This is a genomic window from Chitinophagales bacterium, from assembly GCA_016787225.1.
Classification (GTDB): Bacteria; Bacteroidota; Bacteroidia; order Chitinophagales; family JADJOU01; genus CHPMRC01.
Genome location: JAEUUY010000021.1, coordinates 11,897 through 25,799, shown reverse-complemented (window position 1 = coordinate 25,799; position 13,903 = coordinate 11,897). Strand labels below are relative to the sequence as shown.

9 protein-coding genes are annotated in these 13,903 nt (G+C 35.8%); 3 read left to right on the top strand and 6 right to left on the bottom strand.

What is annotated here, in order from left to right; genetic code table 11:
• Positions 1-2 precede the first annotated feature (2 nt).
• Genes JNL75_07170 through JNL75_07145 form a run of 6 tightly spaced genes read right to left on the bottom strand, consistent with a single transcriptional unit; the run spans position 3 to position 10,601 of the window.
• Complete coding sequence (locus JNL75_07170; protein ID MBL7789596.1) at positions 3-356, bottom strand: hypothetical protein; 354 nt, start codon at positions 354-356, stop codon at positions 3-5.
• A gap of 54 nt (positions 357-410) precedes the next feature.
• Positions 411-875 (bottom strand): YdeI/OmpD-associated family protein, encoded by a 465-nt coding sequence (locus tag JNL75_07165; GenBank protein MBL7789595.1) that lies wholly within the window; start codon positions 873-875, stop codon positions 411-413.
• A gap of 56 nt (positions 876-931) precedes the next feature.
• Positions 932-8,401, bottom strand: a complete 7,470-nt coding sequence (gene sprA, locus JNL75_07160) for a cell surface protein SprA (GenBank protein ID MBL7789594.1) — start codon at positions 8,399-8,401, stop codon at positions 932-934.
• Positions 8,402-8,420: 19 nt separating this feature from the next.
• Positions 8,421-9,020: a Holliday junction branch migration protein RuvA gene (gene ruvA, locus JNL75_07155; GenBank protein ID MBL7789593.1), complete on the bottom strand. Its 600-nt coding sequence runs from the start codon at positions 9,018-9,020 to the stop codon at positions 8,421-8,423.
• Positions 9,021-9,054: 34 nt separating this feature from the next.
• Positions 9,055-9,786 carry a phenylalanine 4-monooxygenase gene (locus JNL75_07150; GenBank protein MBL7789592.1) on the bottom strand — a complete coding sequence of 244 codons (732 nt, stop codon included), beginning with the start codon at positions 9,784-9,786 and terminating at the stop codon, positions 9,055-9,057.
• A gap of 50 nt (positions 9,787-9,836) precedes the next feature.
• Positions 9,837-10,601, bottom strand: coding sequence for a queuosine precursor transporter (locus tag JNL75_07145; GenBank protein MBL7789591.1), 765 nt, complete (start codon positions 10,599-10,601; stop codon positions 9,837-9,839).
• Positions 10,602-10,900: 299 nt separating this feature from the next.
• Between JNL75_07145 and JNL75_07140 the strand changes: the two genes are divergently transcribed.
• The 3 genes from JNL75_07140 to JNL75_07130 are packed head-to-tail and all read left to right on the top strand — an operon-like array spanning position 10,901 to position 13,892.
• Positions 10,901-11,689, top strand: coding sequence for a hypothetical protein (locus tag JNL75_07140; GenBank protein ID MBL7789590.1), 789 nt, complete (start codon positions 10,901-10,903; stop codon positions 11,687-11,689).
• 35 nt (positions 11,690-11,724) lie between these two features.
• Entirely contained in the window at positions 11,725-12,651 is a 927-nt protein-coding gene (locus JNL75_07135) for an amidinotransferase (protein ID MBL7789589.1), read from the top strand.
• A 5-nt stretch (positions 12,652-12,656) separates the two neighbouring features.
• Entirely contained in the window at positions 12,657-13,892 is a 1,236-nt protein-coding gene (locus JNL75_07130) for a hypothetical protein (protein MBL7789588.1), read from the top strand.
• Positions 13,893-13,903 lie beyond the last annotated feature (11 nt).

Here is a 13,903-nt window from a genome sequence, read left to right as displayed (position 1 = left end):
TTCTACTTTAATATAATCGTCAATCCACCAATCTTTCTTACAGAATTGTCATCACCTATGACCTTTACATTTTCTATAATGAGGATGTCTTTTGGATTTCCTTCTTTGATATGCTGCACCAGAGCATCTGGATATTTTGAGCCTTGAGAAGTACCTAAATAGGCATCACCTCTACCCTTGTATATCCAGTCATAGCTTATCACTTTATATTTAAAATCAAAATCAAAGTCTGGAGGCATCACTGCGTATACGCCTTGCTTAGCTAATAGCTCTGACTTAGTCATTCGGGTAGAGCACTCAAAAGATTCCAAACCAATAATAATGGCTGTACAGAGAAATAATTTTAACCAATTCATAATTCTAATTTTTATTAGAACTTTGAATTTTGAATTCTAGTATAAAATTTAACACTACATCCCTTCTTTAAAATTTATTTGGAGGATTTTAAAATCTAAATTTCCACCTCGAAGACAGAGATGACGCATAAGAATGATACTGCGATCGAGACGGAGTTGTGGGTTTTTATATTTATTGATGACATGAATCAAGCTACGTTGAGCACCTATGGTGAGTTTATGAAAATAATCAGAACCTTCAGCATCCTCATCTAGCACTGCCTGCAATTCTTCGCAAATCGGTATACCATATTTTAAGTCCGCTTTTTCTATTTGAACTTCAATGCTATCTCCTAAATTCCAGTTCATTTTTTTCACTATGTCCTTATTCAATAAGATATAATGATAGGAGTTTTTACTAGGAGACATGGCCGCATAATGCACAAAACCATTTGTAAATGTACATTTGACTCGCTTGTCAGGAGCTATTTTTACTAGAGCTGCAAATACCCCCATCTGGAATAGGAATATGATGCTCATACATCAATGCATTGGAATCAAAAGCAGCAATAGAACTTTTAAAAAACATAAAATTTTTATGGTGCCAATGAAAAAGACATCCGCATACCCACTGCCCCATTGCTCATAGGAAATGAATTAGATATGCGTGGCTCATTATAAACATAGTTATAAAATAATTGCATATTAAACTTCTCATTGACCTGTACATCTACCTTTGGATTAATCATCAATCGTATAGCTCCTCCTACAGGAACCCTAATATCTTGACCTACTCTATGATTCACAATAAAATTATCTGTATAACTAACATCACAAGATATTCGAGCTCCATTCTTTAAGACCACATTTTTACCTTCAAAATTTGAAAAAGGCAATGTAATTGGTTTTGTTTGAAAACCATAGCCAAAGGTAAATCCAGAACTTACGTTTTCCGTTAGCTGATAATCAATCAAACTCATTGATACCATGCGACTACGTTTAAATTCGAAACGAAAATTCATTTTATTTTTCAAGGTAAAATCAATACCAAGCAATGGACTAAAGTTTTCATTAAATCCAATATTTGGCATGACATACAATGGAATGAAATTATTACTTAAACTGTCAATTTTTATTGGATTTTTAATTTCACCTCCACCTTCATATCTAAAATCAGAGTTGAAATTTGCAATAGTAGTTCTCGAACTATAACCGTGTTTAATAGTAAATGCTTCGAACATTTTTTTGAATACTGGGAATTTGGTCAAGCCATTGTACTGAATATTCCAATTAGGCAGTGGAAGTCTAGAAAATGGACTTAGATTGCGTTCTCCTCCAGAGGCTCGCTCTCCACGATAGGTTGTTAAAAATGAATTGACGAGCACATCTTGTTGCAGAGGTCCATAACCTATCCAAAAGTCTTGATTTATCTGCCCTGTCATTGGATCGATATATTGTTGATTGATTCTATTCGGATTATTCTGTTGAAAAATCTGAGCATACACTTGTCTATTTCTATCTAGCTCTGTGATATTCTGACTGCGACCATCATTCTGAATTCTTTTGAATGATGAAAACAAATTAATGTCTGAATAAGTGTAGGAACCGGATTCTAAAGGATTTCTATGTTCAAACTGATCTATTTGAGGGTTATAGATAAAAAACTCTGTAAAATTTTGAGAGTAATCAGATTCCCAATTCAAGCTAATACGAATATCTCTCCATGGCTCTAAACTTACTCTAGCTTTAAATCGCTTAGTATTCGTTTGTGTAAATGGCTGATTAAAAGTTGTATCCTTGGTCATAAAGCCTCTATCTGCAAAATCATCTAACCATCTCCATCGCGAATATTTATCAGGAGGAGAAAAAAGTGGTATACCCGGTTGCATACCTAGGACAAAAGCAGGATCTAAATGCTCTGATTCACTGAAATCAATACCAAAATAACGAGGTTTTTGAGTATATCCTGCGATGCTTGTCGTATTTTCAATATTATAAGAAGCATCAATATCTCTCACGGCCATCAATGGCTGCGCTATGGCTTTAAAAACGGAAGGGGTGACCATAGTATTGGAAAGTTTTTTACTTAGTTCCCTTTTCTGCTTTCGCATCTCCTTAATACGCTTTCTCACATTTTTTAGCAATGGTTTTTTAGCTTCTCGTGTCAAGCTATCATCCATTTTAATATTCTTCCGCTCTTTTTTCAGTTTATCTATATCCTCTTTAATTTTATCATATTGTTTTTCCAAATTATCTCGCTCCGTTCGAATCGCATCATTGCGAGCCTCTTTTTGTTCTTTGGACATATTGGCTGTGCTAGCAGATTTATCAATATCTGCATTTTTAAATACAGGTATTTTATTGTAAATTTTAGCCATCTTTATATTTACATTCGTACCTATACTTTGATTATTCGTTATAATATTACCTTGTGGACTCTGTATGAGTTCTCCTTGCATATTGAATATCTGAGGTCCTGTTGTCCATTGAAATCCTGAACCATAATTGATACTTGCGGTCATAAATTCTAAAGCTGGAACTTTATTCAGTGGTAAATTATATTTTGCATTTAAAGTATGATTATAGGCTGTCGTCCTTCCGAACTGTCGAATACTTCTCCACAAAGAATCTTCTTTAGCTTTGGTATCAATTCTACCTTGAGGTTCATCTATTCTCGCCTGATTTGCAGCAGTGAAATTTATATTTAATGGTCTGAATGGATTGTAGTCAAAGCCATAATTTCTATTCCAAGTAAAATTCTTTATAAACTGCTCTGGCATATTAAATGCTTCTCCTGGCAACTGGCGTTGCTGGAAAACACCGAAACTTCGATCAATTTGATTTGTAAAACTAATGCTATTGGGTATAAGATTAAAATTGACTGCTTTTACCCAGTCCCACGCTCTTTTTTTACTTTTAATCAGTTTTTTAAATGGCTCGATGTACTTGGGCTGTGCCGCATAATTATAACTTAGATTTCCCATATAATTTCTCATCCAATCATCTTTAACGAAAGGACTGGATCGTCGAATAGAATTGAAGGAATACGATGCAGAGAAAAAGCGCAATGCCAATGGAAATGCACTGTTACTTGGCTTAGCAGGCATATAACGCACATTCGTAAAATTAAAACCAAAACGTCTGTCGATAGTCTGTATAGCTTCTTGATATTTAGCTGCACTATCGCTACCATATGCTGCTCTTATAGCATCTACCCCTTGTTCGGATAAAACATCAGTAGAATATGGGTCAAACTGTGGCTGACTAGTTCCCCTGCCTGTTTGCAAATAAAATGGCAATTGCAGACCAATAAACTTTGGCAGCAATCTTCCTAATTGTAGAGAAGTTGTAAAATTATATTGAAAATAATCATCTCGTTTTCTTTCATTGACACGCTCATATATCTGACCATATCCAGCAGTATGGAATGAGGAAGAAAACTGGGCTGTACCTAAATCAGCCAATTTGACATCTAAATTGCCTATGGCAGCAGATCCACCTTGCTCATTGAGTCCTTCTAATCGTAGCTCATTCACCCATACTTCACCGCATTTCGATAATCCATCATCATTCTTGATAAAATTAAAAGGATCGTTAACCGCTCTATTCCTCACTCCCACCATAGCTACTTTTACCATGCCTAAATCAGGATTACCTAGAATAGTGATATTTTTATTATCAGGCGTTTTAAATACGAACGGAACATTCGTTGGAAATTTTTGTTTGTTTCTTTCCAACTTAGCTTTGACCATATCCGCAATTTGCATAACCATTTCATTGGAGTCTGGCCATACTATTTTCTTATCAGATTCATTGTTATCATTATAATTTCCTGGCGGGGTCACTTTTAATGGTATTTCATATTCATAGTAGTTATCTTTAAAATCATTTCCTAAACGGACGAAATATGATACTTCTCCATCTTTCATATCGTTCAGAGCTAAGGCATCATTATTCTCTGCATGCGCGAACATTCTGATTTTCTTATACTGTCTGAAATCAAAATTGATATTCTTAAAACAAGCCTTAGCATCGCCATCTTTCAAATTACAAAAACTCAATCTCAAAGATTGTTCATTGAGCTGAATAGGGTTGGAGGACGCATTTAATCCTACCTCTCGTACCATGCCAGGAGGCGTGACATAGCTCACAGGTGTCTTTCTAGAATTTTCTTCCAAACTTACTGCACCTAGGTCGAAAAATTCGGTCTCACCATTATCTCTCGGGATAAAGTCTGTAGGAGTCTGTATAGAACCCGTGTATTTTCTCCATTGATTTCTCACAAAAGATAAATCAACCATTCTGATTGTTACCTTATCTTCAAAATTAGTTAAAAACATTCTGACGAACTGGATATTTCTAAAATCTCCAATCTCCCCTTCTCTATGGCTATATTCCTTTATAGGGATTCTCATTTGATACCACACTGCTGGTATTCCATTAATATCGATAGCATTGGAAACTGTTTTAGAAACAATATATGGGTGATTACCCACATCCATTCCAGGATATAAATTTAATCTATACTGAAAATAAGCCTCATTTTCATTAAGAGTATTATCTCTATTGATATCTTCGTTATCTGGAGTGGCATAATTACTCTGCGGAACACCAGATGTAGTTATAACAGGTGTATTGTTCTCCACACCGCCGAAAAACTCATATAATCCTACGATATCAATGGTAGGTAATGATGAGTTTAAATAATGTTTAAAGTCGTCCGACGAAGGATCATTTTCTACCTCACTATATGCAGCTGGTGTCAAACTATTTCTGACTTTCTGCAAATAATCTGCAAACTTTATTCTTTCGTTTTCATTTGACACCCCATCTAATCCTACATCTTGGTATTGACGCGTGTTTGGTTCATTGCTAAATCCATTTATTAACGGTTGAGTCTTAGGTACCCAACTCCATCTAGAATCCGATATAAGACTAGAACTTGGACCATTTCTATCTACCAAACCTTGTTCAAAGGCCAAACGTGAATCCTTCAAGACGTCTTCTGAGACAAACCCTAGATTGAAGTACATATCCCCACGATTATTTCTATCATAAATAAATGGGTCTAACATCCAAAACTGTATAAATTCAATGTTATTCACTTCGAAATTTGTATTTTCGATTGACCTCTGTATTCCAGCCCATCTAGATTTCGGATCTTTCAAAGTACCATCGCTATTGATACCAGAAGATATTCCAGGAGTAGGACTATTGCTAAATTCATAATTATATGGACCACGTTTTTCTGGATAAAAACTAAGATCCAAGGTTTGAATTTGATTATTAATTCCTTGAGTAAATCGCCCTGGATACACGTCCTGAATTTCATAATTTCTATTGTATAAATCTTTCTTAACACTTTCTGGTGGATCCCAGCCTACCCCTGAATTAAAAAAGAAAGTATTAGCTATATTGTACCAAGACAGCTTTGCCCTATTAAACCCATAAGGTAAAGAGTCTATCATGGCAGACTCAGGAAATAATGTTCTACCAGAGGCATCTTTGGCTCCTTTTGGTGTGCTAGCTAGTCTCCATACTATTGCCGGATTCCCGAATCCATAATTGATACTCGCAGCTTCGAAATCATCTATAAATATGGTTCCTTCTTCACCAATAGAAGAATAATGTCCTGGGATAAGGCGCGCATATTCCGCATAGGCATTTACCGTACTCATTTCACTGGTTTTATAGAACGGCAATTTATCTAATAGTCTAGTAAGAAATGGCAAATTACCTGCATAAGAAATGTCTCCACCTATAATTTGATTGCTAATAGGATCATCCCCATAACTAATTTTATTATTAAATGGTCGTTCGGAAAGTTTTTCGTAAGTCGTTCCTATTTTAAAACGATCATTAAATCGATATTCTGCCCGTGCACCTAAAAAATTCCTGACTTGCAACCCAAAGGCCATATTGTTTTCATACTCTATACGAATTTGTCCACCAGAATTCATTACATGATCCATCAATTCTACATAGCCTAAGCTACCGTCTTCTATGATATAGTCAACTCCTTCTGTTAAACGCTGACCATTCATAGTCACATATACGGAGCCCTTGGGCGTATTTAGACCCAGAGGGATACGTTTATTTGTCGATGATTGAAATGTACCTTTAATAAGAAATCTATTCAACTCGGGGTATTGTTGAGCGATAAATTGTGTGGAATCATAAAGGTACTGATATACATATTCCCTTACCAAGCTGCCATTGCCTGAATTCTCCAATCTTTTTTTGAGATGTGACCCAAATGGTTCTAATACCGGAAAATAAATTTTCCCATTAGCAGGGAGTATGGTTATATTAGGCACAAAATCATAAACCCCATCGGGATAGGGTTCATTGTTTAGATTTAATCTATCTACATTTAAAGTTCTAATCAAGGGTTCATTTTGTAGGCTCCCTTTAGGTAAATAACGTTTGACTCCAGCACCAGGATCATTGTAGAAAATATCCAATCTAAAATTCTCTGGACTGATTTGAAAGGCATTGAGAGAATATACGTTTTTCATCATCAAATGCCACATTGGAAAACTAGGGTTGATATTGGTTCCTTTTAATGTTTTCAAAAACAACAATCGAGATGGGTCAGGACTACTAGTGTCTGGCAAGGTTACATCCCTCGTCAAATCTCCCACCTGATACAATTGCCCTTTATAAACATATTGGAAAGATACCGCTAGAATATCATTGGGCTGAAGTGAGGAATTCAAGGAAATATAACCCAATTGGGTGTTTAGAGTAAATTCATTTGGATTCAACTTTCTAAGAAACCCTTTTTCAAAATCTCTATAAGCAACTAAATTGTATGGCGAACTAATAAGAGTTTGTAAAGCCGTATTAACATTCCTAGCATTGGGGTCTCTTTTCATCTTACCATATAAATCATTGGCATCATTACTAGCTATGGTAGTTCCAGTGCCAATTATTTGAGAAGAAAAAGGCTTTGGTTCACCTAAATCCTGAAAAGTGGCTACATCGCGTACACTTTGAGTCAGATTGCTCCTATTCGAAACCCATACTTCCACATTCGTCACTTGAAATGGTGAGGTTATCATAGGATAATTTTCTAATGACTTTTCATAGTGATCTCTAAACATATGACATAAAAAGAAATGTCTAAACTGATCGTACTGGTCTACTGTAATTTCAAAATTCTGAATTTCTTTTCCATTTTCTATTGTTCTTGATTGCGGGGTAGAGCGCTGCTGAGACAAAGCGGTTTTTATATTCAACTTACCGAATTGTAATTCTGATTTGACGCCCCATAGAGAATTAGCACTTTTAATTAACTGGGTAGGAACCTCAAATGAAATATCTCCAGCTTCCAAGTTTCGAATAATTTCATCCTCTTTTCCATTATATGCTAATCTGATTCGCTGACCTTCAAAACCGAAAGCATTCTGATTATTGTATCGAAGTGTGTTTTGAAACTTATCTCCGATTTTACCCATAACACTGACATTGATACCCATATCGAAATCAATGAGACTTTGCGTCTGTTGAATAGGAGTCAAGGCCGGATTTCTTATCGTATTACTTTGATAACCCATAAGGATATCTAGGTTTCCTTGGGGCTTTATTTCTACTCCACCTTCGCCAAAGACACCATTGGCTGGTAATGGAAAATTAAGTCCAAGTGGATTTTTTTTCTTGGCAATATCCTCTGGTTTTTGATTTGCATTTTTACTTTCTACAAAATCTGCAAACTCTTTTTTTTCTGTAGAGGCTAGATATTCTTCATAGGTCATATACATAGGTGGCTTTATATTCACACCATTCACCTTTTCGGTGACCATATATAGATTAGTCTTATAGTCATAGGTTACTTCTCGTTTGATGTTCTTTGGAGTTGGTAAAATCTCCGTTTGTCGCTCAGTCTCTTCTTTTTGAACATGTGATTCGTTTCCTTCTTTCTTCTTAGGCTTACTAGAATCTCCAGGAGGAGTAGGAATTTCTATATAAGCTTTCTTCCACATACCCAGCAAATGGGAGGAAGCTTCGGTATTCCACCATAGGAATACTACCAATAAAAAGCTTAAATACTTGAAACCTTTCACAGCTATTCTTAAACTAAATTTACAAAGACTTCAGTGCCAATTTAATAAAGTCTTCTACTGATTTAGCATCAGCTTTTGATTCTATAGTATTGAGTACCTTCATCACATTATTTCTTTGATAACCAAGGGTTACTAAAGCTATTAACGCATCATCCTTGATTTTATTTTCTGCCTTGAGCATAGGTACATCTGCATCGGTCACTTTTAACACTTTATCTTTTAGTTCTAAAATCAATCTTTTAGCAGTCTTGGGACCTATACCTTTGATTCCAGAAAGTGTTCGCTCATCTTCAGAGATAATAGCTCTTTTAATTTCGCTGTGTGATAAAGCATTGAGCATAAGGCGAGCAGTATTGGCACCTATACCCGATACATCAAGCAGTAAGACAAATAAATTTTTGTCCTCGTATTCACTAAATCCAAAGATATCATAGCCAGAAAATGTCTGACCATCCTTCTTGATATGCAAATAGGTATAAAGAAGTGCATCAGACTTTTCCTTCAGAAAATTATATGTAGTAAGGGTTATTTGAACTTCAAAACCCATACCACTACCTACCTCCATAATAACAGAGGTAGGGGTGGTAGATATGATCTTACCTTTTAAATATGCAAGCAAATTAATTAATCAAATTTGGTGGGGTAGAATTCGATCAAATGGCAGCGGATTTTAGTTCTTGTGCTAATACGGATTTGATTTCAGGAATACTTTTGTAAAGTTGCTCATATGAGTCAATAACGAAATATTGCTCCTGAAATTTATCCTTGATATAAGGGGTTTGAAATATTTTTTTCACATCATAAGGCATGCGTTGTGGAATATCCGAATCAATGGAATACTGAGTCTCACCGCTTGATGATAGTATACCTGCGCCATAAACCTTCAGACCATTACCTTCCTTAATTAATCCAAATTCGACCGTGTACCAATACAATCTAGACAATATCTCCACAGCCCATTCATTCTCGATATGTTCTAACGCTATTCCTGCTAACTCTGATAGGAAATTGGCAAAATGTAAATTAGCCAATAGCGGTACATGACCGAAGATATCATGAAACATATCTGGTTCCTCGAGATATTCAAGTTGTGATTTTTTTCTCAACCAAGTGCTCGATGGAAATTCCCGATTGCTCAAATGCTCAAAAAACGGTTTATTATCTATCAAACCTGGTACTACATATATTTTCCAGCCGGTTTTCTTCGATAATTTCACATTACACTCGTCAAAATTGGGAATGCGATCGCCTTCTAGTCCTACATCCTGAATACCCTCTAAATATGCCTGCGAAGAATATCGAGGCAATATTTCCATCATTCTGCTATATAAAATAGACCACACTTCGTGGTCTTCGTCTACATATTTATCATACTCTTGAATCATCGTAAACTAAAGTTTAACTCAAATTTAACGACCAAAAATAAGCATAATTTCTAAAATTCCAGTTTATTTTTCAATGCACTCGCTCGCATATGCTCTGCCAGTGAATTTCCGAGATATTTCTCTATAGCTAAATGTATAAAATGTAAGACCGGAATCATGAGAATGGCCACCAATCCTTTATAAATATAGTTATTGGTAGATACAGATAAAACCTGACTCAAAGGCCATCCCTGCCCTAGATAAAAGGCAATAAATATCACGACAAAACTATCGATAAACTGCGACACCAAGGTAGACACAGTAGCCCGCACCCATAGCTGACTTCCTTTTTGGGTTTGTTTTAGTTTTTGAAACACCATGACATCGATAAACTGACCTAAAACGAATGCCATGAGCGAACCAATAATAATATTATTCCCCTGCCCAAAAATCTGTTTGTAAGCTAAGTTTAAGTCAGGTATACCCTGATCTTGATTGACCATCTTCCACCACATAGCGGGTTCTAAATTTATGGCTAGATTGACTACAAAGAATGCGTAGAGCGAAATACCCACTGCAAGAAAGGTAAGAAAGCGAACCCCTTTCCTACCATAATAGTCATTGATAATATCCGTCAAGACGAAAACCACTGGCCAAATCAAGACCCCAGCCGTGTATTGCAGCGACATGGGCTGACCGAATAGAGTATAATTCCAATCTGGTAATCCCATACTGGCCGTCAATGAAAATATCTTAACACCTATAAACTCAGCCAGAATGACGTTGGCGACAAAAACACAACCGAGTAGGATAAAAACTTTGACTTCTTTGCGCATAGGATATTGATTAAAGGCAAAGGTATAAAGAGCTATGAAATAGAGATAAATTAAAAATTCCACTAGGAGTGTACTTAGATACTGGTTAACTCAATAGTCTTGGTAATTAATTTAAAGTTTTTAATTAAATAAAGCTTACTGAAAAACTCTGAAACCTAATAAAGTATATGGTCTTAAGTAATCCAGCACTCAATGATAGAAGCGTTAAAAAATGTATGAATATTCCTATTAAAAACCTAGTCATAGTCTCTAAATGAAATTTTTAGTGTACATTTGCCATTCTCAAAATTGACATTTACATGATAAAATCTAATCTATTAGCGAGCTTATTAATTCTAAGTTTAGTAGCGAAGGCTCAGACCACTCCTACTCCATCTAGCTCAGCCTCTAGCTCGTCACACACCGCCATGAAAGCACCTGAATCCAAAAAAATCAAACTTTCAGACGAAGGACATGACCACTTTATGTTTAATATTACCTTTGACAATGTCATCAATGGTAGTCCAGATTCATTTTATAAATCCAATGTATTCAATCCTAACCTAGGATTCTATTTTCTCTACGATCTACCTATCGATAAAACTGGCTTTAGTGTAGCACCAGGTATTGGATTTACATTTAGTAAAGTTAATTTAGATGGTTCTGTTTTGACTCAAAATGCACAAGGAACTACATTTATCAGTGCACAAAAAGACCCTAGCTTCGCACCAGGATCTAATTTTAACTATGACGGCTCTAGTTTTTATTCATCTTGGCTAGAAGTACCTTTTGAAATCAGATATCGCTCTAAGCCTATCAATGGTAGAAGCCGAATAAAGGTAGCCGCAGGCATCAGAGCTGGGTTAAACTTGACTACAAATTCGAAAGTAAGCTATTACGATAAAATTATTCAAAGGGAGCAAACTATGAAGGTGGGGCCTTTTGATGAATTAGCATCATTTCGTTATGGAGCTACCTTTAGAGTCGGTTATGGAGCTATCAATCTCTTTGGCTACTACGGCATGAATCAACTCATAAAAGACAATAGAAATTATAACAATTTAGATTTAAGACAATATTCTATAGGTGTTTCGCTTACAGGATTCTAGATTGCTATCTCTTAGAAAATTTTGACCGTGATATCATGAAGCAGTCCACATCGAATATTCTGATGATTAGACCAGCCTCGTTTCAATTTAACTATGAAACAGCTCAATCGAATGAGTTTCAAACCAATATTGAAGATTTAGGCAAAGAGGAAATTCTCAGGACTGCTCAGCAGGAGTTTGATAAAATGGTCACCGAACTGACCGCTGAAAAAATAAATGTTCATGTTATCGAAGATACCCCTCAACCTGAAAAACCAGACGCTATTTTTCCCAATAACTGGATCAGCATGTCTCAAGATGGAACTGTAACCATCTTTCCTATGAAGAATTATAATAGACAGCTTGAAAAAAGGCAAGACATAATCGATACCATCCAAGCTAAATATCATGTGACCAGAGTATTAGACCTTAGTGAAAATGAGCAGAAAGATATAGCGCTAGAAGGTACGGGTAGCATAGTCTTTGACCATACCAATCGGGTAGCTTATGCTTGCCTATCTCCTCGAACAGAACTAGCTTTATATCAAGACTATTGTCGTCAAATAAACTATGAGGCTGTAAGTTTTCATTCATTCGATAATAGTGGTACACTTATTTATCATACCAATGTAGTTATGTGTATTGGAAGTGGCTATGTAGTTATAGGTTTAGATACCGTAACAAATGAAGCTGAAAGAGCAATGCTCGAGGCCAAATTTAAATCTACGAATTTAGAAGTTGTGTATCTTTCTAATGAACAATTACTCGAAAGTTTTGCAGGTAATATGCTACAAGTAGAGAATAAAGACGGCGAATTATTTCTCGTCATGAGTCGCAGGGCTTTTAGGGCTCTGACAGAATCTCAAAAAATGCAGATCGAAAAATATGCAGCCATTTTACCGGTATCTATTGACCTCATAGAGACAATAGGCGGTGGCAGCGCACGCTGCATGATGGCAGAAATTTTCCTAGAAAAAAAATAAACAATATGGATACGGTATTTTGTAAAAGCGAAGTTGATACGCTGAAAAAGGTAATTGTGCATTACCCAGATGATGGTATAGAGGTAGTTACCCCAAGTAACGCCTTAGAATATCTCTATGATGATATCGTACATCTGCAAACTATGAGAGAAGAGCACCAAAAATTCATCGATATACTCTCTGCATTTATAGGTGAGGAAAATGTACTAGATACGGAAGATCTGCTTCTAGAAGTTTTTGAAACTATTGATGAAAAAAATCGAGAAAAATTCTTTAAATACCTTTTTGCTCAGGAGAGATTGACAGATGAGGTAAGAGAAAAAATTAAATCGCTATCGAATAAAGATCTAGTCTATACCCTCTTCACAGGATTATTAGAGGAAACCGATGAATCATTATTAACCCCATTACCTAATTATGTATTTACGAGAGATATAGCAGTTATGGTAAAGGATCATTTACTCATTTGTAATCCATCCAAAAAGGCTCGAAACAGAGAAGGAGTTCTCACCCGTGTGATATGTTATTTTCATCCATTATTTAAATCTTGTCAAGAAAATAACGATGCTAAAATAATCGATATGACTGAAGCCGGGGAAGATTGCACCATTGAAGGAGGAGACGTCATGGTCTTTCAGGATAATTATCTCTTAGTAGGTTGCAGTGAGCGAACTACACCAGAGGCTATTGAATATTTAAAAAATTTCTTATTTCAAAAAGGAGTAATTGATCATGTTGTAAGAATAGTAATTCCTAAAGACAGGGCTTGCATGCATATTGACACTTTATTTACTCAAATTAGCAAGGAAGAATTTGTAATTTATGAAAACACATTGAAATCTAATTTAATTAAAGTTACTCAATTCAATAAAGATGGAAGCAACAAAGAGTTTTCTACGCTGGAATCCTTCTTTCTATCGGCCAATCCTAATATGAAATTTATTCTTTGTGGCAATGGTAAATACCCTTATGACGAGCGAGAACAATGGACAGATGGCTGCAATTTAGTTGCCATCAGAGATGGAGTGGCTATTGCCTACGATAGAAATGTAAAAACTGCGGAAGCTCTTTATGAGCAGGGCTACGAAATCGTAAGTGGAAGAGACATTGCTAAACAATGGAATTATGGTGATTTCAACCCTGATAAATATGAGAAGACCATAATCACTATTCCATCAACAGAGCTTTCCAGAGCCAGAGGTGGACCGCATTGTATGACGTTTCCCATTTTGAGAGGATAAGATTTCATTAA